The organism is Sphingobium sp. WTD-1, from assembly GCF_030128825.1.
GTDB lineage: Bacteria > Pseudomonadota > Alphaproteobacteria > Sphingomonadales > Sphingomonadaceae > Sphingobium.
Window position 1 is genome coordinate 4,154,107 of sequence record NZ_CP119127.1, and the last position, 19,880, is coordinate 4,173,986.

Here is a 19,880-nt window from a genome sequence, read left to right on the forward strand (position 1 = left end):
GCGGGGCTCTCCCTGGTCAGGCAGGTTGTTCGGTGAAATTCGGTGCAGCGCCGATGCGCGACGTGACGATCGCCAGCAGCGAGGCGATCACGAGAAGCCCGGCTGCGAAGCTGAACGGGCCGCGATAGCCCCAGGCGTCGAACAGCGTGCCGCCAACAATCGCACCCAGCATGATCGCCAGCTGGATGATGGCGACCATCAGTCCGCCGCCAGCCTCGGCCTCATGCGGCATCGTCTTGCTCAGCCACGTCCACCATCCGACCGGCGCGGCGGTCGCGAGCAGCCCCCAAAGCGTGAGCAACAGGCCGACCTTCAACGGCGTGCCGTCGATTTCAACGAGACTGACGGCGATGACGGCCAAAATGGCCGGAATGGCAATCAGCAGGCTGTAGAGCTGCGATTTGAGCAACCAGCCGATCACGATCGTGCCGACAAATCCCGCAACGCCGAGCGCCAGCAACATGCCCGAGATAAGCGGTGCGCCATTGCCCGTCACCAGGTCCAGGAACGGTCGCAAATAGGTGAAGAGCGTGAACTGCCCGAAGAAGAACAGCGACACCGCGATCATGCCGATCGCAAACTGACGGTGCTTAAGCAGAGCAAACACGTCGCGCGCGCGGATCGTCGCCTTCTCCGGCGGCATGGTCGGAAGGCTGCGCCACTGCCAGGCAAATGCGATCGCGGCGAGCGGTACCACGCAGAAAAAGGCACCGCGCCATCCGATCAGACTGCCGAGCAAGCTACCGATGGGCGCGCCCAATGTCGTCGCCGCCGCGTTACCGCCGTTCAGAAGGGCCAGCGCCTTGGGCACCGACTCCTCGGGCACGAGCCGCATGACAATCGCTGCCGAGATCGACCAGAAGCCGCCGATCGCCACGCCGAGAAGAGCGCGCCCCGTCATCAGCAGCGGGGCATTGGGCGCGAACGCGACCATCGTGCCGGACACAAGCATCAGCGCGGTGAAGATCAGCACGACGCGCCGCCGATCCGACACGCCTATGATCGTCGAGATGAACAGGCTGGTGACGAGCGCGAAGAAGCCGGAGACTGAGATCGACTGTCCGGCATGCCCCTCGGTGATTGCCAGATCGCGCGCGATCGGCGTCAGCAGGCTGACGGGCATAAACTCCGACGCGATTAATATGGTGGCGCACAGCGCCATTGCGATCACCGCGCCCCAGGCGGGCACGGTCGCGGCTTTGCCGGATGCCGGCATATCTACCTCATTTTTCTCGGATGAATTTCTCCTCCCTATCTAGCGCACACATCGATCCATTATTAGATGTATAAGTCTTCTAATAATCAGTAGGAATTGTAATCAATGGCGCGCGACACGCTGAGCGACATCACCGCCTTCGTGGCAGTGGCCCGCGAGCGCGGCTTCACCAGGGCAGCAGCAAAGCTCGGACTTTCCCAGTCCGCTATCAGCCAGATCGTCAAGAAGCTGGAGGATCGGCTTGGGGTTCAGTTGCTCGTTCGCACGACCCGCAGCGTGGCGCCGACCGAGATCGGCGAGAGGCTGCTTCAGAAGGTAAGTCCCTATCTGGACGGGATCGAGGCGGAACTTGCGGCCGTCAATGAAGCGCGAGACAGGCCTACGGGCAAGATCCGTATCAGTGCGTCGGACCATGCGATCAACGAACTTCTGCTGCCCAAGCTTTCTCAGTTCATGCAGGACTATCCGGACGTCCGCGTCGAGATGATCACCGATTACGGTCTGATCGACATCATCAGCGAGCGCTATGACGCCGGCGTGCGCTACGGCGAAACTTTGGCGAAGGACATGATCGCCGTCCGCATCGGCCCGGACGCGCGCATGGTGGCCGTCGGCTCATCGGGCTATTTCGAGCTTTATGGTCGGCCTCAAAGCCCATCTGATCTCCAGTCGCACAATTGCATCGGGCTGCGCCACACGTCAGGACGGCTCTACGCCTGGGAATTGCAGCGGGAGGGCGAGGCGGAAGTCAAGGTGCAGGTCAGCGGGCAGTTGATCTTCAACAACATCTATTCCTGCCTCAGCGCAGCCTTGGCCGGTCTTGGCCTCGCCTTCGTTCCGCAGGATCTGGCGGAGGCGCATTTGCAGGCCGGCAGGCTGGAAATCGTGCTCGATGAGTGGAGTCTGCCCTTCCCGGGTTTCTACCTCTATTATCCGACGGTCACGCAACCATCACAAGCCTTTTCACTGTTGGTCGAGGCGCTGCGATATCGTTGGAGGTGAGGCCTAATGTGTCCGATTTCGACCAGAAACGGCCATGTTCCCCCTCCCGTAAACGGGAGGGGGTTAGGGGGTGGGCTGGACGTCGCACAAGCCCACCCCGCTACGACTAATGCGCTTCGCGCATAAGTCTCACTGCCCCTCCCGCGTGCGGGAGGGGAGTGGCAGAAAACCACTCCCTGTCCGTCATTCCCGCGTAGGCGGGAATCTATCTCCTAACCTTCTCTCTGGTCCCACGCTGGCGGGATAGATCCCCGCCTCCGCGGGGATGACGGGAGGAAAAGCAGGAGGTCGTTAGCCATTCCCTGCCTGCCGCTTCCCCGGCATCTTTCTTCGCCGCGCTGCCAGTACATAGTACCCCGCTCAGCGTGGCGGATGGAGGCCGGGGATGTTGTCGATCGTGACCCAGCCCTGCACATAATTGGCATAATAGAGGCCGAACAGGACGGCGGAGAGCAGGGTGGCGCGCAGCATGACGCGGCCGGGGCGGAAGTTGCTGGGGGCGCTGTCCGCCTGGCCTTTCAGCAGCACCTCGCCCGTCTCGTCGGGCGTGCGCAGGCCGAAGGGCAGGACGAGGAAGGCGCTGATCACCCAGAACAGCACATAGATGGCGAAGATGGCGTACCAGTTCATCCGGCCCGCCCGTTATTGCAGCGCATGCCCCTATCCTCTCCCGTCATCGCGGCGCTTCGCGCGCCATGACGATTCAATCTTGATCGGCCCGAGCCTAGAGCAGCATGACATGAGATCAACCCATGCTGTCATTGCGAGCGTAGCGAAGCAATCCACCGGCGCGACATGGATTGCTTCGCTACGCTCGCAATGACGAGTCTGCCTGATGTCATTTCGCTCTAAATGTTTCCGGGTACTCGCAAAAACGCCGTTCGCATCTGCCCGAAGGTCGGACGCGAACGGCGCTTTGGCCTAAATCATGCGCGGATCAGCAGCACGTCGACGATCGGCTTCTTGCCGGTCCAGCGGGTCGCGGTGCGGCGCACGGCGAGGCGCAGGCGTTCGCGCAGGGCTTCCTGCTCCATCGATCCCTTGGCAACGGCCGCCGCCGCTTCCTCGGCCGCTTCGGCGAGGAAGGCATCCTTGTCCTCTTCCACCGGCACGCCCTGGGTGCGCAGCACGGGTTCGCCGATCAGGCGGTTCTTGGCGTCGAGCGCCACGGCGACGCTGATCTGGCCGTGCAGGCCGAGCTTGCGCCGTTCGTTCATGGTCGCGCCGTCGGCGGGCAGGATGACGTCGCCGTCGAGGACCAGACGGCCGGTATCCTCATGGCCGATGATCGTCGGCTTGCCCGGTGCCAGGCGCAGCAGGTCGCCGTTCGACTGCACCACCGCATCGGGGATGCCGGTGGCGAGGCCAAGCCGCGCCTGTTCCGCCATGTGGCGCCGCTCGCCATGGACCGGCAGCAGGATGGCGGGGCGGATCCAGCGATACATGGATTCCAGTTCCGGACGGCCCGGATGGCCCGAGACATGGACCTCGGCCTGGCGGTCGGTCACCATGATGATGCCCTTGGTCGCCAGCGCATTCTGGATGCGGCCGATCGCGATCTCGTTGCCCGGAATCTGCTTGGACGAGAAGATAACGGTGTCGCCTTCGGCCAGCTTGATCGGGTGGCTGTCAAAGGCGATGCGGGAGAGCGCAGCGCGCGCCTCGCCCTGGCCGCCGGTGGCGATGAACATCACTTCCGAGCGGGGCAGGTCCATCGCATCGTCCCAGTCGACCAGCGGCGGGAAATCCTTGAGATAGCCGGCAGCCTTGGCGGTGCTGATGATGCGATCGAGCGAGCGGCCGGCGACGCACAGCTTGCGCCCGGTGGCGGCCGCGACCTCGCCCAGCGTCTGCACGCGTGCGGCGTTGGAGGCAAAGGTGGTGACCAGCACCCGGCCCTTGGCCGCCGCGACGGTCTGCATCAGGCCATCGCGCACGGTGCTTTCGGAACCCGATGGTTCTGGATTGAAGACATTGGTGCTGTCGCACACCAGGGCCAGCACGCCCTCGTCACCTATCACAGTCAGTTCCTCCGGCGTCGAGGGCTGGCCGAGCAGCGGGGCGGCGTCCAGCTTCCAGTCGCCGGTGTGGAAGATGCGGCCGTGCGGCGTGTCGATCAGGACGGCATTGCCCTCCGGGATCGAGTGGGCCAGCGGCACATAACGGAAGCCGAACGGGCCGAGATTGAAGCTGCCCTCATTCTCGATGACGTGGAGCTTGACCTCCTTGGTAAGGCCCTCTTCCTCCAGCTTCAGCCGGATCAGGCCCGCGGTGAAGGGCGTGGCATAAAGCGGCACGCCCAGGTCTGCCGCCAGATAGGGGATGGCGCCGATATGGTCTTCATGGCCATGGGTCAGCACGATGCCGAGCAGGTCGTCCTTGCGCTCCTCGATGAAGGCAAGGTCGGGCAGCACCAGCTCCACGCCGGGATAAAGCGGGTCGGCAAAGGTCAGGCCGAGGTCGACCATGACCCATTTGCCCTGGCAACCATAAAGATTGACGTTCATGCCGATCTCGCCCGAGCCGCCAAGGGCCAGGAAGAGCAGCTCGTCTTTGGGTGTCATTCTGTTCTAAAACTCCGTTCATACAGCAATGCGAGGCCCTGGATCGTCAGGTCGGGCGCGATCGCATCGAAAATATCGCTATTGTCATTGAAGAGGACGGCGAGTCCTCCGGTCGAAATCACTTTGGTCGGGCGGCCGATCTCGGCCCGCATGCGGGCGACCAGCCCCTCCATCATCGCCACATAGCCCCAGAAGACGCCGATCAGCATGGCGTCTGCGGTAGTCCGACCGATAACCGATCGGTTCTCCGGTGGGGCGATCGCGATGCGGGGCAGCTTGGCTGCGGCCGCCACCAGCGCATCGAGCGACAGGTTGATGCCCGGCGCGATAATGCCGCCCTTATAGGCGCCGCGATAATCCACCACATCGAAGGTCGTCGCCGTGCCGAAATCGATGACGATCAGGTCGCCATCATAAAGATGGTGGGCCGCGATCGCGTTTACAACCCGGTCGGCACCGACCGAGGCCGGTTCCGCCACGTCCAGTTCGATACCCCAGTCGACCGGCGACTGGCCGGCGACGAGCGCGGTCGTCTTGAAATATTTGTCGGCCAGCACCTGAAGATTGTGCAGCGCGCGCGGCACGACGGTGGCGACGATCACCGCGCCGACATCGGCCATGGCATAACCTTCCAGCATCAGGAGCTGGTTCAGCCATACGGCATATTCGTCGGCGGTGCGGCGCGGGTCGGTGGCGATGCGCCAGCGCGTCTTGATCTCACGCCCGTCGAGCAGCGCGAAAACGACATTGGTGTTGCCCGCGTCGATCGCGAGAAGCATGGCCGAACCCTCAGATGAGAAAGATATCGCCGGCATGAATGGCACGGGTATCGCCATTCGCCAAGCGCAGGATCAACATGCCCTGGCTGTCGAGCGTGCCGAAGCCACCCTCCACCACGTCGCCATCGGGCTGGACGACACGCATCGGCGTGCCGGTCGGATGGGCGTTGAGCAGCCAGTGGGTGCGCACCGGATCAAGTCCCTGGGCGCGCCAGATCGCCAGCCAATGGCCGAAAAGCTGGGCGAGGCGCTCCAGCAGCACGGCGGCTTCCGCCCCCTGCCCCGTCGCGCCCTGGGCTGCGAGGCTGGTGACCGGACGGTCGAGCCCTTGCGGGAAATGGGTGACGTTGATGCCGATGCCGACGACCACGGCATCGCCGGTGCGTTCCAGCAGGATGCCGGCGATCTTCGCGCCGTCGACCAAAATGTCATTGGGCCATTTGATCCGCGCCTGTCCGGCACAGAGCGGCGCGACCAGCGCATGGACGGCGTTCGCCGCGACCAGCGCCAGCGTGTGCGCCATCGGGTCGCCCGGCTGCAGCCGGATCAGGGTGGAGCAATAGAGATTGCCGACCGGACTTTCCCACGCCCGGCCCAAACGACCGCGGCCTCCGGACTGTCGCTTTGCGCGCAGCCAGAGGCCCTCGGTTTCACCCTGCTCCGCCAGTGCCAGCATGTCGGCATTGGTGGAGCCGGTTTCTTCTACGGTGCGAAACTGCGTCAGAACAGTGAGGCCGCCGCAGCCGCGCTGGCCTTGTCCAGCAGCGGGTTGAGCAGATAACCAAAGACGATCACGATGGCGCAGGCACCCATGATGATGTTTTCGACCACCCCGCCCTTCGCCTCATAGGGCGCGGCCGGCTCGTCGAAATAGATCGTCTTGATGATCTTGAGATAATAGAAGGCGCCGATCACCGACATGGCGATGCCGAAGGCAGCGAGCGCAGTCAGGTTGGCGGCGACCGCGGCATCGAACACCAGGAACTTCGCCCAGAAGCCGAACAGCGGCGGGATACCGGCCATCGAGAACATGAAGATCGCGAAGGCGGCCGACAGGCCCTTGCGCGACTGCGACAGGCCGGCAAGGCTGGCAATCGTGTCGACCGGCTTCCCGTCGGCATCCCGCATCTGGAGGATGCAGGCGAAGGCACCGATGGTCATGACGACATAGATCGCCATGTAGCTCATCGTCGCGGCAACGCCGGCGGGCGTGCCGGCCGCAAGGCCGACCAGCGCGAAGCCGACATTGTTGATCGACGAATAGGCCATCAGACGCTTGATGCTGGTCTGGCCGATCGCCGCGACCGCACCGAACAGGATCGACGCGAGCGCAACGAAGATGATGATCTGCTGCCAGTCGAGGCCAGCCGGGCCAAGCGCTTCGATCGCGACACGGACCATCAGGCCCATCGCGGCGACCTTGGGCGCGCTGCCGAAGAAGGCAGTGACCGGGGTCGGCGCACCTTCATAGACGTCGGGCGTCCACATGTGGAACGGCACGGCGCTGATCTTGAAGGCGAGGCCCGCGAGCACGAACACCAGGCCGAACAGCTCGCCCTTCGACACGCCGTCGCCCATGGCGATGGCGATGCCGTCGAACGCGGTCGAACCCGTGAAGCCGTAGAGCAGCGAGATGCCGTAGAGCAGGATGCCGCTGGCCAGCGAACCGAGCACGAAATATTTGAGGCCAGCTTCCGACGATTTCTCGTCCTGGCGCATGAAGCTGGCCAGCACGTAGGACGCGAGGCTGTTCATTTCCAGGCCGACATAGAGCGTCAGCATGTCGCCGGCCGAGACCATCATGCCCATGCCGATGGCGGCAAAGACGATCAGGACGGCATATTCGGGACGGAGCGCGCCGCCGGTGGCGAAGAAGCGCGGGGCCAGGAGGATGGCCGCACCGGCCGCGCCATAGATCAGCGCCTTGGCATAGACCGAGAAGGCGTCGGCACGGACCAGGCCGTCGAACGCGACCGGGCCATGCGCCATCGAGGTGCAGAGGCTGAGGCCGGCGGCGAGCAGTGCGAGCACCGCCAGCCAGTTGACGGCATGGGTCGAGCGGTCACCACCGAAGGCGGCGATCAGCATCAGCACCAGGCCGGAGCCGGTGAGGATGAGTTCCGGCAATACGGCCAGAAGGGAAGCGGTTTCGATCATTAGTGCGCCTCCCCGTGCGCAGCGGCTTCTTCATGATGGCCCTCGCCTACCGGCTTGGGCGCACCCATCTTGATCTGGGAATCTCCTGCGGGAGCCGCAGGGGCGAGACGCGCTTCGAGCGCGCGGATGTCGGGACGCATCGGGGCCAGGAAGCTTTCCGGATAGACGCCCATCCAGAGCACCGCCGCGGCAATCGGGGCGAGCAGCCAGATTTCACGCGCCGACAGGTCGGGCATGGCAGCGGCATCGGCGTTCACCTGATCGCCGTAGCAGATGCGGCGATAGAGGTAGAGCATATAGGCCGCACCCAGGATGATGCCGGTGGTGCAGATCAGCGCCGCCCAGGTCGAAACCTGATAGATGCCCATCAGCGACAGGAATTCGCCAACGAAGTTGCTGGTGCCCGGCAGACCGACCGAAGCCATGGTGAAGAGCAGGAACAGCACGGCGTAGCGCGGCATGTTGATCGCCAGGCCACCATAGCGGTTGATCTCACGGGTGTGCAGGCGGTCATAGATGACGCCGACGCAGAGGAACAGCGCGCCCGACACCAGGCCGTGGCCCAGCATGACCATCATCGCGCCTTCAAGGCCCGCCTGGTTGAAGGCGAACAGGCCGATGGTGACGATCGCCATGTGCGCGACCGACGAATAGGCGATCAGCTTCTTCATGTCCGACTGAACCAGCGCGATGAGGCTGGTATAGACGACGGCGACCATCGACAGGCCCCAGACCCAAGGCGCGAGCTGCGCCGAGGCTTCCGGGAACATCGGCAGCGAGAAGCGGATGAAGCCATAGCCACCCATCTTCAGCAGCACGCCTGCCAGGATGACCGAACCGGCGGTCGGCGCCTGAACGTGCGCGTCGGGCAGCCAGGTATGGACCGGCCACATCGGCATCTTCACCGCGAAGCTGGCGAAGAAGGCGAGGAACAGCCAAATCTGGATCTTCGGATCGAAGTTGTATGCCATCAGGTCGGGAATGCGGGTCGTGCCGGCCTCATGCACCATCCACATCATCGCGATCAGCATCAGGACCGAGCCGAGCAGCGTGTAGAGGAAGAATTTGTACGAGGCGTAGATACGGTTCGCACCACCCCAGATACCGATGATCAGATACATCGGGATCAGGCCGGCTTCGAACATGATGTAGAAGAGGTAGAGATCCTGCGCGGTGAAGACGCCGATCATCAGCACCTCCATGAACAGGAACGCCGCCATATATTCGCCGACACGCTTGTTGATCGCGTTCCAGCTGGCGCCGATGCAGATCGGCATCAGGAACACGGTCAGCGCGATCAGCAGCAAGGCGATGCCGTCGATCCCGAGCGCCCACGCGAAACGGCCGAAGATCGGCGCATATTCGGTGAACTGCCACTGGGCGCCTGCGCCCGACTGATCGAAATTGACCCACAGGACGATGCCCAGGACCAGATCGACCAGCGTGGCGATCAGCGCAATCCAGCGCGCATTATTGGCGCCAGCGAAGAGGCAGGCGATGGCACCAGCCATCGGCACTGCCATCATCAGGGAGAGGATGGGGAAGCCGTCCATTATCGTGTCATCGCCCAGGTTGCAGCCGCGGCGAGGCCAATCAGCATCACCAGCGCATAGGTGTAGAGGTAGCCGGACTGAAGCCGACGGGTGATCTTGTTGCCCTGCACGACCAGAGCAGCCAGCCCGTTGGGGCCGAAGCGGTCGATGAAGCCGACGTCACCAAACTGCCAGAAGAAGCGGCCAATGGCGAAGGCGGGCTTGACGAACAGGAAGTTGTACAGCTCGTCAAAATACCACTTGTTGAGCAGGAACTGGTGCAGGGCGCCGAAGGTGGCGACGAAGCGCTGCGGCCAGTCGGTGTTCTTGATGTAGGCGAGCCAGGCAATGACCAGGCCGGTCAGCATCACGGTGAACGGACCAAACTTGACCCAGGTCGGCACTTCATGCGCGGCGTGCATCAGGTGGCTGTCGAACGCGAGCGCGCCCTTCCAGAACTCGATGCCCCCTTCCGGACCAATGAACTGGTCGTGGAAGACGAAGCCGGCGAACACGGCGCCCAGGCTGAGCACCAGCAGCGGGATCAGCATGACCAGGCCGCTTTCATGCGGATGGTAGCCCCCAGTGCCGTCGCCAGCATCATGGGCATGATGGTCATGGCCATGATCGGCGTGGGCGTGGGCATGATCGTCATGACCATGGCCGGCATGGGCGTGATCGCCATGGCCGTGGCCGTGATCGTCATGCAGCGCATGCTGGATATGTTCCGACTGGGTCCAGCGCGGCTTGCCGAAGAAGGTCAGGAAGACCAGGCGCCAGCTGTAGAAGCTGGTCAGCAGCGCGGCGAACACGCCGACATAATAGGCACCGATGCCCGCACCGCCCGACGCGAAGGCCGCTTCGAGAATGCCGTCCTTCGAATAGAAGCCGGCGAAACCGACGCCGACGAGCGGCAGGCCGACGCCCGTGATGGCGAGAGTGCCGAGCGTCATGGTCCAGAAGGTCACGGGGATCTTCTTACGCAGGCCGCCATAGTAACGCATGTCCTGCTCATGGTGCATCGCATGGATGACCGAGCCGGCGCCCAGGAACAGCAGCGCCTTGAAGAAGGCGTGAGTGAAGAGGTGGAACATCGCCGCGCCATAGGCGCCGCAACCGGCTGCAAAGAACATGTAGCCCAGCTGCGAACAGGTCGAATAGGCGATGACGCGCTTGATGTCGGTCTGCACGGTGCCGACGGTGGCGGCGAACAGACAGGTGGCGGCACCGACATAGGTGACGACGGTCAGCGCGGTCGGCGACATTTCGAACATCGGCGACAGACGGCAGACCATGAAGACGCCGGCGGTGACCATGGTGGCTGCGTGGATCAGCGCCGACACCGGGGTCGGGCCTTCCATCGCGTCGGGAAGCCAGGTGTGGAGGCCGAGCTGCGCCGACTTGCCCATCGCGCCGACGAACAGCAGCAGACAGAGCACGGTCATGGTGTCGAAGCGCTGACCCAGGAAGCCGATGGTCGAACCCGCCATCGACGGGGCCATTTCCAGGATTTCCGGGATCGAGATGGTGTTAAACACCAGATAGGTGCCGAAAATGCCCATCATGAAGCCAAGGTCGCCGACGCGGTTGACCACGAATGCCTTGATCGCGGCCGCATTGGCCGAAGGCTTGCGGAACCAGAAACCGATCAGCAGGTAGGAAGCCAGACCCACGCCTTCCCAACCGAAGAACATCTGCAGCAGATTGTTCGCGGTCACGAGCATCAGCATCGCGAAGGTGAAGAGCGAGAGATAGGCGAAGAAGCGCGGCTGATCCGGCTCTTCGTCCATATAGCCCCAGCTATAGAGGTGGACGAGGCTGGACACGCTGGTGATGACCACCAGCATGACCGCCGTCATGGTGTCGACCCGCAGCGCCCACTGGGCATCGAAGCTGCCGCTTTCGATCCAGGTGAAGACGGGCGCGACATAGGGTTCGGCGTGGCCGGTCAGGAAGCTGATGAAAATCGGCCAGGACATGGCGCAGGCTGCGAACAGCGCACCCGTCGTGACGATCTTCGCGGGCAGCTTGCCCAGGGCCTTGTTGCCAAGGCCGGCGATGGCTGCGGCGAGCAGCGGGAGAAGGACGATAAGCTGGATCATGGGATTTGGCTCAGCCCTTCATCCGGTTGACATCGTCGACGGCGATGGTGCCGCGACCACGGAAGTAAATGACGAGGATGGCGAGGCCGATGGCCGCTTCACCCGCCGCGACGGTCAGCACGAACATCGAGAAGACCTGGCCCACCAGATCGCCCAGGAAGGCGCTGAAGGCGACAAGGTTGATGTTCACGCTGAGGAGGATCAGCTCGATCGCCATCAGGATGATGATGACATTCTTGCGGTTGATGAAGATGCCAAGCACCCCCATCACGAAGAGGATGGCGCTGACCACCATATAATGTTGAAGGCCGATCACAGCTCCACCCCCTGCCCCACGGGCTGATTGATGTTGCGCACGGCGTCCTGCGGACGACGGCGGTTCTGCTTGGCAACATTCTGACCACGGACGCCGCCACGGGCACGATGGGTCAGCACGATGGCGCCGATCATCGCGACCAGCAGGACGATACCCGCCGCCTCGAACAGGAAGATGTAGCGGGTATAGAGAATGCCGCCGATCGCCTGGATGTTGGAAAGTTCCGGATTGGCCGGGGCCGCACGCTGGGCCAGTTCAACCGGGCCGGCGCTCCACAGGCCGATGCCCAGGACGATTTCCGCCAGCAGCACCAGCGCGATCAGCAGGCCGAACGGCAGATAGCTGACGAAGCCGGCGCGCAGTTCGGCGAAGTCGATGTCGAGCATCATGACGACGAACAGGAACAGCACCGCGACCGCGCCGACATAGACGATGACAAGCAGCATCGCGATGAATTCGGCGCCGAGCAGGATCATCAGACCGGCAGCGTTGAAGAAGGCCAGGATCAGCCAGAGGACCGAGTGGACCGGGTTGCGCGACAATATCGTGAGCGCGCCGCTGCTCACCACCAGAATGGCGAACAGGTAAAAGGCGAGGACGTGGATCACAGGTTCATATTCCCTTTGACGCCGGCGGCTTAACGATAGGGGGCATCGGCAGCAAGATTGGCAGCGATGGCACGCTCCCACTTGTCACCGTTTTCCAGGAGCTTGGCCTTGTCGTAGATCAGCTCCTCGCGGGTTTCGGTCGCGAACTCGAAGTTCGGGCCTTCGACAATCGCATCCACCGGGCAGGCTTCCTGGCAGAAGCCGCAATAGATGCACTTGGTCATGTCGATGTCGTAGCGCGTGGTGCGGCGGCTGCCATCGTCGCGCGGCTGCGCCTCGATGGTGATCGCCTGCGCCGGACAAATGGCCTCGCACAGCTTGCACGCGATGCAGCGCTCTTCCCCGTTGGGGTAGCGGCGCAGCGCATGTTCACCACGGAAACGCGGCGAAATCGGGTTCTTCTCATAGGGGTAGTTGATCGTCGCCTTGGGCTTGAAGAAATACTTCAAGGTCAGCCAGTGCGCCTTCACGAACTCCCAGAGGGTGAAGCTTTTGACGTAGTAACCGAGGCTCATTGTGCGCCTCCATAGCGCGTCAGCATGAGGAAGCCCGAAACCAGGAAGACGAAGAAGAGCGAGGTCGGCAGGAAGATCTTCCAGCCCAGCCGCATCAACTGGTCATAACGGTAGCGGGGCACCGTCGCCTTCACCCAGGAGAAGACGAAGAAGAAGAAGGCGATCTTGAGCAGGAACCAGATGATGCCCGGCACCAGATAGAGCGGCGCCCAGTCGAACGGCGGCAGATAGCCACCCCAGAACAGGATCGCGTTGAGGCCGCACATCAGGATGACGTTGGCATATTCGCCGAGCCAGAACAGGGCGAAGGCCATCGACGAATATTCGGTCTGGTAACCCGCGACCAGTTCGGATTCCGCTTCGGTCAGATCGAACGGCGCGCGCGCCGTTTCCGCCATGGCCGAAATCAGGAACAAGATCGCCATCGGGAACAGCAGCGGGTTGAAGCCGTTGCCGTTGAGGAAGCCATAATAGCCCTTCTGGCTTTCCACGATCGCCGACATGTTGAAGCTGCCAGCCCACAGCACGACGGTGATCAGGATGAAGCCGATCGAGACTTCATAGGAGATCATCTGCGCACTGGCGCGGATCGCGGAGTAGAAGGGATATTTGGAGTTGGACGCCCAGCCCGCCAGCACCACGCCATAGACGCCGAGCGACGAAATGGCGAGAATGTAGAGCAGGCCGACATTGATGTTCGACACCAGCACACCGGCACCGAAGGGGATGACGGCCCAGGCCATCAGCGCCACGGTGAAGGTGATGATCGGCGCGATCAGGAACATGGCCTTGTTCGACGCCGAGGGAACGATGGTTTCCTGCAGGAAGACCTTGAGGCCGTCCGCGAAGGACTGAAGCAGGCCCAGCGGGCCGACGACGTTGGGACCACGGCGCAGCGCCATGGCCGCCCAGATCTTGCGGTCGGCATAGATGATCATGGCGACGGCCAGCATCAGCGGCAGTGCGATGACCAGGATACCGATGATGGTCGAAAGCAGCCAGGCGCCCTCGAAAGGCAGGCCAAGGCCTTGGAAGAAAGCGGTCACTCTGCGGCCTCCGCGAAGCTTTCACCATGGATCAGCTCGGCCGAGCATTGCTGCATCGTCGGGCTGGCGCGGCAGATCGCGTTGGTGAGGTAGAAATCCTTGATCGGCGAACCCAGCTCGCCGGTCGCACCGGTCGGCAGCGACGGGACCGACCAACCATAGTTGGCCAGACCTTCGACACCGAGCGCGGGAACCGCCTTGACCATTTCGGCGCGCAGCGCGTCGAAGCTGTCGAACGGCAGCTTGGCACCCAGCGCTTCGGAAAGAGCGCGCAGGATCGACCAGTCCTCGCGGGCATCGCCCGGCGCGAACACGGCCTTTTCACCGAACTGCACCCGGCCTTCCAGGTTGACGTAGGTGCCGGCCTTTTCGGCATAGCTTGCGCCCGGCAGGATCACGTCCGCCGCATGGGCGCCCTTGTCGCCATGATGGCCGATATAGACCTTGAAGCTGGTTTCGAAGGCCGAATAGTCGACCTCGTCTGCGCCGAGCGAGAAGAGCAGCTTCGGCGCGGCCGCAGCCACGGCCTTGATTCCGCCCTTGGTCGCATAGCCCAGCATCAGGCCGCCCATGCGGGCCGCCGCGAAGTGCAGGACGTTGTAACCGTTCCAGCCGTCCTTGATCAGGCCCAGCGTCTCGACCAGCGCCAGCGTGTCGCCATGGGCGCCGTCCTTGGCCAGCACGCCGCCACCGACGATCATCGCCGGACGAGCAGCGCCCTTGAAGGCTTCGAGCACGGCGTCCGGCAGCTTGGCCAGCAGCGACGCGTCATTGCCCAGCCATTCGACCTTGTAGGTCAGGTCGAATTCGGGACCGACGGCGAAGACCTTCGCGCCCTTCTTGATCGCCTTGCGGATGCGGGTGTTCACCAGCGGCGCTTCCCAGCGCAGGTTGGTGCCGACCAGCAGGATGACGTCCGCGGTTTCGAGATCGGCGAGCGGGGTGTTGAACACCACCGACGACAGGCTCGACACGTCGTAGGACAGGCCGGTCTGACGGCCTTCCAGCAGCGAACCGCCGAGCTTTTCGACCAGCGCCTTGCCGGCGAACATGGTTTCGCAGTCGAGCAGGTCGCCGGCGATTGCCGCGACGCTGCCGCCATGCTGGACGGCGGCGACGGCAGCGAAGGCTTCCGCCCAGGTTGCCGGCACCAGCTTGCCGTCCTTGCGGACGAACGGCTTGTCGAGGCGCTTGCGGACCAGACCATCGACATTGTGACGGGTCTTGTCCGACGCCCACTCCTCGTTCACGTCGTCATTGATGCGCGGTACGGCGCGCAGCACCTGGCGACCACGGCTGTCGAGGCGGATGTTGGTGCCGAGCGCGTCCATCACGTCGATCGCATGGGTCTTCTTGAGTTCCCACGGACGCGCTTCGAAAGCATAGGGCTTGGCGGTCAGCGCGCCGACCGGGCAGAGATCGACCACATTGCCCGACAGCTCGCTCTTCGCGGCATGTTCGAGATAGGTGGTGATCTGCATATTTTCGCCGCGATAGATGGCGCCGATTTCCGGCACGCCCGCGACTTCCTCTGCAAAGCGCACGCAACGGGTGCACTGGATGCAGCGGGTCATGACCGTCTTGACGATCGGACCCATATTCTTCTCGGTGACGGCGCGCTTATTCTCATCATAGCGCGACGAACCACGGCCATAGGCGACCGACTGGTCCTGAAGATCGCACTCACCGCCCTGGTCGCAGATCGGGCAATCCAGCGGGTGGTTGATGAGCAGGAACTCCATCACCCCTTCGCGGGCCTTCTTGACCATTTCGCTGTCGGTGCGGATTTCCTGGCCTTCGGTGGCCGGAAGTGCGCACGACGCCTGCGGTTTGGGCGGTCCAGGCTTCACCTCGACCAGGCACATGCGGCAATTGCCGGCAATGGAAAGGCGCTCATGATAGCAGAAACGGGGGATTTCCTTCCCCGCCTGCTCGCAAGCCTGGAGGACTGTGGCGCCCGCCGGGACTTCGAGTTCTACGCCGTCTACTTTGACCTTCGGCATGGTTACTCCGCTGCCTCCATGACGGGGGCACTACCCTTGTTCTCGTTGATCCGGCGCTCGATTTCCGGACGGAAGTGCCGGATCAGCCCCTGGATCGGCCATGCCGCTGCGTCGCCAAGCGCGCAGATGGTGTGGCCTTCAACCTGCTTGGTCACCTGGAACAGCATGTCGATTTCGCTCTGGTCCGCGTCGCCGGTGCGCAGGCGCTCCATGACGCGCCACATCCAGCCGGTGCCTTCGCGGCACGGCGTACACTGGCCGCAGCTCTCATGCTTGTAGAAGTAGGAGAGACGCGAAATGGCGCGGACGATGTCGGTCGACTTGTCCATGACGATGACGGCGGCGGTGCCCAGGCCCGAACCCAGCGCGCGCAGACCGTCAAAGTCCATCGGTGCGTCCATGATTTCCTTCGCAGGAACCAGCGGCACCGACGACCCGCCCGGAATGACCGCGAGCAGATTGTCCCAGCCGCCACGGATGCCGCCGCAATGGCGATCGATCAGTTCGCGGAACGGGATCGACATCGATTCCTCGACGACGCAGGGCTTGTTCACATGACCGCTGATCTGGAACAGCTTGGTGCCGCGGTTGTTCTCACGACCGAAGCCGTTGAACCAGGCGGCGCCGCGACGCAGGATCGTCGGCGCAACCGCGATCGATTCCACGTTGTTCACCGTGGTCGGGCAGCCATAGAGGCCCGCACCGGCCGGGAAAGGCGGCTTCAGGCGGGGCTGGCCCTTCTTGCCCTCGATGCTCTCGATCTGGGCGGTTTCCTCGCCGCAGATATAGGCGCCGGCGCCACGATGGACGAACACGTCGAAATCATAGCCCGACCCGCAGGCATTCTTGCCGATGAAGCCCTTTTCATAGGCCTGCTCGACGGCGGCGAAGAGCACCTTCGCCTCATAGATGAACTCACCGCGGATATAGATGTAGGCGGCACGCGCCCGCATCGCGAAACCGGCGATCAGCGCGCCTTCGATCAGCTTGTGCGGATCGTGGCGGATGATTTCGCGGTCCTTGCACGAACCCGGCTCGGATTCGTCGGCGTTGATGACCAGGAAGCTGGGACGGCCGTCCTTGCTTTCCTTGGGCATGAAGCTCCACTTCATGCCGGTCGGGAAGCCGGCGCCGCCGCGGCCGCGCAGATTCGACGCCTTGATGGTGTCGATGATCGCGTCCTGGCCGATTTCCATCAGCTTTTTGGTATTGTCCCAATCACCACGCTTCATCGCGGCGTCGACGCCCCAATCCTGGAAGCCGTGGACGTTGGTGAAGATGCGGTCCTTGTCGGACAGCGGCCCGACGAAGGGGGCCGGTGCGGGTGCATCGGTCATGCCGTCGCTCCTTCGTTCCATTGACCGCGATAGTCGTGATTTTCGCCGACCATCTCCTTGAGGGTGGTCGGGCCACCTTCCGGCGCGCTGGTCTGGCGATCGATCTGCGGGCCGATCTTGGGCTGGCCGCCGGCGGCCAGCGTTTCCAGGATGGCGATGGTGCTGTCGTAGGTCAGATCTTCGAAGTTATCGTCGTTGATCTGGACCATCGGCGCGTTGGCGCAGGCACCAAGGCATTCGACCTCATTGAGGGTGAACAGGCCGTCGGGGGTCGTGCCGCCCTTGACCAGGCCCTTGTTCTTGCACGCGGCAAAGACATCGTCCGACCCGCGCAGCATGCACGGCGTCGTGCCGCAGACCTGTACATGGTAGCGGCCGACCGGCGCCAGATTGTACATGGTGTAGAAGGTCGCGACTTCATAGACGCGCATGTACGGCATATCGAGCTGGCGCCCGATATATTCCATGACCGGAACCGGCAGCCAGCCATTGGTCTGCGTCTCCGCACCGACCTGGCGCTGGGCCAGGTCGAGCAGCGGCATCACGGCCGACTGCTGGCGACCGGCGGGATAGCGCGCGATGACCTTCTTGGCCTGTTCGGCGTTTTCGGGCGTCCACTCGAACGCGCCCCAGCGCGCGCGGGTTTCGGCCTCATCGGGGATATGAACTGCGTCAGCCATTATCGGTCACATTCTCCGAACACGATGTCCATCGCGCCCAGTACAGCGGTTGTATCGGCCAGCATGTGGCCCTTCATCATGAAGTCCATCGCCTGCAGATGACTGAAGGCGGTCGGGCGGATCTTGCAGCGGTAGGGCTTGTTGGAGCCGTCGCTGACCAGATAGACGCCGAATTCGCCCTTCGGGCTTTCGGTCGCCACATAGACTTCGCCCGCGGGGACGTGGAAGCCCTCGGTATAGAGCTTGAAGTGGTGGATCAGCGCTTCCATGTCCCGCTTCATCTCGCCGCGCTTGGGCGGGGAGACCTTGCGATCGAAGCTGGCGATCGGCCCTTCGGGCATTTCGTTGAGGCACTGCTTCATGATGCGCGCGGACTGGCGCACTTCCTCGACGCGGACCATGAAACGGTCATAGCAGTCGAACGCGGTGCCAACCGGAACGTCGAAGTCCATGCGGTCATAGACGTCATAGGGCTGCGCCTTGCGGATGTCCCAGGCGATGCCCGAGCCACGCAGCATCGGGCCGGAGAAGCCCCACTTCAGCGCGTCTTCCTTGCTGACGATCGAGATGTCGACATTGCGCTGCTTGAAGATGCGGTTGTCGACGACCAGGCTCATCGCGTCCTCGAACAGGCGCGGCAGACGAGTGTCGAGCCAGTCGGCGATGTCGGTCAGCAGCTTGAGCGGCACATCCTGATGGACGCCGCCCGGCCGGAAATAGGCGGAGTGCATGCGGGCACCCGACGCGCGCTCGAAGAAGTTGAGGCAGTCCTCGCGGATTTCGAACAGCCACAGGTTCGGCGTCATCGCGCCGACGTCCATGACGTGCGAACCCAGGTTCAGCATGTGATTGCAGATACGGGTCAGTTCCGCGAAGAACACGCGCAGATATTGCGCGCGCAGCGGCACTTCCAGGTTCAGCAGCTTTTCTACCGCCAAGACATAGCTATGCTCCATGCCGAGCGGCGAACAATAGTCCAGCCGGTCGAAATAGGGCAGCGCCTGCATATAGGTCTTGTGCTCGATCAGCTTTTCGGTGCCGCGATGCAGCAGGCCGACATGCGGGTCGCAGCGCTCGACGATTTCGCCGTCCAGTTCCATGACCAGACGCAGAACGCCGTGCGCCGCAGGGTGCTGCGGACCGAAGTTGATCGTGTAGTTCTGGATTTCCGTGTCACCATAGGCCGGGTCGGCCGCATCGGTGACATGATCCATCTTTGCGAGATAGTCGGACATCAGGCCTTACCTTCGGGCTTGGCAGCCCCCTTGCCTTCATCGGTTTCGGCGGCGGGCTTGGCCGGCGCGTCGGCCGACTTTTCCTCGGCCTTCTTGTTGGCGGCATCGCCAGCACCGGTGTCGGCCTTGCTTTCCGTCGCCTTGGGCGTGGGTGCGGCTGCGGGCGCAACAGCAGGTGCCGCCGCCTTCTCGTCGCCGGGCAGCACATATTGCGCGCCTTCCCAGGGCGACATGAAGTCGAAGCTGCGGAAGTCCTGGGCCAGCTTCACCGGCTCATAGACGACGCGCTTGTCTTCTTCGGAATAGCGCAGCTCGACATAGCCGGTCAGCGGGAAGTCCTTGCGCTGCGGATGGCCCTTGAAGCCATAGTCGGTCAGGATGCGACGCAGGTCGGTATTGCCGTCGAAAATGACGCCATACATGTCGAACACTTCGCGCTCCAGCCAGCCGGCGACCGGCCAGAGGTGCGTGACGGTCGGCACCGGCGTATCCTCGTCGGTCGACACCTTGACGCGGACGCGGTGGTTCCGCGTGACGCTGAGCAGGTGATAGGCGACCTCGAACCGGTCCGGACGCTCCGGATAGTCGACGCCGGCAATTTCCATCAGCTGCTGGTAATGCGCCATGTCGCGCAGCGCGACCATGGCATTGGCCAGGTCGTGGCGCGCGACAACGAAGGTCAGTTCGTCGGCATGATCGATGGTTTCGATCAGCATCGACCCCAGCAGGGCGCCGATTTCCTCGGCGATCCCTTCGGGGTTCACGATCTTGGGTGCAGAATGGCCCAT

Annotated in this window: 18 protein-coding genes; 1 reads left to right on the forward strand and 17 read right to left on the reverse strand. The window is 63.2% G+C overall.

Annotated features, from left to right (window positions below):
- Positions 1–16: 16 nt before the first annotated feature.
- Positions 17–1,216 (reverse strand): MFS transporter, encoded by a 1,200-nt coding sequence (locus tag N6H05_RS20605; protein WP_284111461.1) that lies wholly within the window; start codon positions 1,214–1,216, stop codon positions 17–19.
- 105 nt (positions 1,217–1,321) lie between these two features.
- Here N6H05_RS20605 and N6H05_RS20610 point away from each other — a divergent pair, with 105 nt between their 5' ends.
- Positions 1,322–2,218, forward strand: coding sequence for a LysR family transcriptional regulator (locus N6H05_RS20610; protein ID WP_284111462.1), 897 nt, complete (start codon positions 1,322–1,324; stop codon positions 2,216–2,218).
- A 360-nt stretch (positions 2,219–2,578) separates the two neighbouring features.
- On the opposite strand, the gene N6H05_RS20615 is transcribed toward N6H05_RS20610, so the two are convergent.
- The 16 genes from N6H05_RS20615 to N6H05_RS20690 all read right to left on the reverse strand — a co-directional run bounded on the left by N6H05_RS20615 (position 2,579) and on the right by N6H05_RS20690 (position 19,880).
- Positions 2,579–2,848, reverse strand: a complete 270-nt coding sequence (locus tag N6H05_RS20615; RefSeq protein ID WP_136187685.1) for a DUF1467 family protein — start codon at positions 2,846–2,848, stop codon at positions 2,579–2,581.
- Positions 2,849–3,144: 296 nt separating this feature from the next.
- Positions 3,145–4,782, reverse strand: a complete 1,638-nt coding sequence (locus N6H05_RS20620; protein ID WP_284111463.1) for a ribonuclease J — start codon at positions 4,780–4,782, stop codon at positions 3,145–3,147.
- Complete coding sequence (locus N6H05_RS20625; RefSeq protein ID WP_284111464.1) at positions 4,779–5,561, reverse strand: type III pantothenate kinase; 783 nt, start codon at positions 5,559–5,561, stop codon at positions 4,779–4,781. The genes N6H05_RS20620 and N6H05_RS20625 overlap by 4 nt, the downstream gene beginning before the upstream one ends.
- A 10-nt stretch (positions 5,562–5,571) precedes the next feature.
- The gene (locus N6H05_RS20630) at positions 5,572–6,237 is read right to left on the reverse strand and encodes a biotin--[acetyl-CoA-carboxylase] ligase (RefSeq protein WP_284111465.1); all 666 of its coding nucleotides are present in this window, start codon (positions 6,235–6,237) and stop codon (positions 5,572–5,574) included.
- Between the two features lie 44 nt (positions 6,238–6,281).
- Positions 6,282–7,718 carry an NADH-quinone oxidoreductase subunit NuoN gene (gene nuoN / locus N6H05_RS20635; RefSeq protein ID WP_284111466.1) on the reverse strand — a complete coding sequence of 479 codons (1,437 nt, stop codon included), beginning with the start codon at positions 7,716–7,718 and terminating at the stop codon, positions 6,282–6,284.
- Positions 7,718–9,271, reverse strand: a complete 1,554-nt coding sequence (locus tag N6H05_RS20640; protein ID WP_007714750.1) for an NADH-quinone oxidoreductase subunit M — start codon at positions 9,269–9,271, stop codon at positions 7,718–7,720. Before N6H05_RS20640 ends, nuoN begins: the two co-directional genes overlap by 1 nt.
- The gene (gene nuoL / locus N6H05_RS20645; RefSeq protein WP_284111467.1) at positions 9,271–11,352 is read right to left on the reverse strand and encodes an NADH-quinone oxidoreductase subunit L; all 2,082 of its coding nucleotides are present in this window, start codon (positions 11,350–11,352) and stop codon (positions 9,271–9,273) included. Before nuoL ends, N6H05_RS20640 begins: the two co-directional genes overlap by 1 nt.
- Positions 11,353–11,362: 10 nt before the next feature.
- Complete coding sequence (gene nuoK, locus N6H05_RS20650; RefSeq protein ID WP_019053664.1) at positions 11,363–11,647, reverse strand: NADH-quinone oxidoreductase subunit NuoK; 285 nt, start codon at positions 11,645–11,647, stop codon at positions 11,363–11,365.
- 17 nt (positions 11,648–11,664) lie between these two features.
- On the reverse strand, positions 11,665–12,276 hold the full coding sequence (locus tag N6H05_RS20655) for an NADH-quinone oxidoreductase subunit J (RefSeq protein WP_007714760.1): 612 nt from the start codon (positions 12,274–12,276) through the stop codon (positions 11,665–11,667).
- Between the two features lie 29 nt (positions 12,277–12,305).
- A complete protein-coding gene (gene nuoI, locus N6H05_RS20660) occupies positions 12,306–12,791 on the reverse strand; it encodes an NADH-quinone oxidoreductase subunit NuoI (RefSeq protein WP_004211738.1) in 486 nt (161 codons plus the stop codon).
- Complete coding sequence (gene nuoH, locus N6H05_RS20665) at positions 12,788–13,837, reverse strand: NADH-quinone oxidoreductase subunit NuoH (protein ID WP_284111468.1); 1,050 nt, start codon at positions 13,835–13,837, stop codon at positions 12,788–12,790. Before nuoH ends, nuoI begins: the two co-directional genes overlap by 4 nt.
- Complete coding sequence (gene nuoG / locus N6H05_RS20670) at positions 13,834–15,840, reverse strand: NADH-quinone oxidoreductase subunit NuoG (RefSeq protein ID WP_284111469.1); 2,007 nt, start codon at positions 15,838–15,840, stop codon at positions 13,834–13,836. The genes nuoH and nuoG overlap by 4 nt, the downstream gene beginning before the upstream one ends.
- Before the next feature lie 2 nt (positions 15,841–15,842).
- The gene (gene nuoF / locus N6H05_RS20675) at positions 15,843–17,177 is read right to left on the reverse strand and encodes an NADH-quinone oxidoreductase subunit NuoF (RefSeq protein ID WP_004211735.1); all 1,335 of its coding nucleotides are present in this window, start codon (positions 17,175–17,177) and stop codon (positions 15,843–15,845) included.
- Positions 17,174–17,857: a complex I 24 kDa subunit family protein gene (locus N6H05_RS20680; RefSeq protein ID WP_004211734.1), complete on the reverse strand. Its 684-nt coding sequence runs from the start codon at positions 17,855–17,857 to the stop codon at positions 17,174–17,176. The genes nuoF and N6H05_RS20680 overlap by 4 nt, the downstream gene beginning before the upstream one ends.
- Entirely contained in the window at positions 17,857–19,092 is a 1,236-nt protein-coding gene (locus tag N6H05_RS20685; protein ID WP_284111471.1) for an NADH-quinone oxidoreductase subunit D, read from the reverse strand. Before N6H05_RS20685 ends, N6H05_RS20680 begins: the two co-directional genes overlap by 1 nt.
- Entirely contained in the window at positions 19,092–19,880 is a 789-nt protein-coding gene (locus tag N6H05_RS20690; RefSeq protein ID WP_284111472.1) for an NADH-quinone oxidoreductase subunit C, read from the reverse strand. Before N6H05_RS20690 ends, N6H05_RS20685 begins: the two co-directional genes overlap by 1 nt.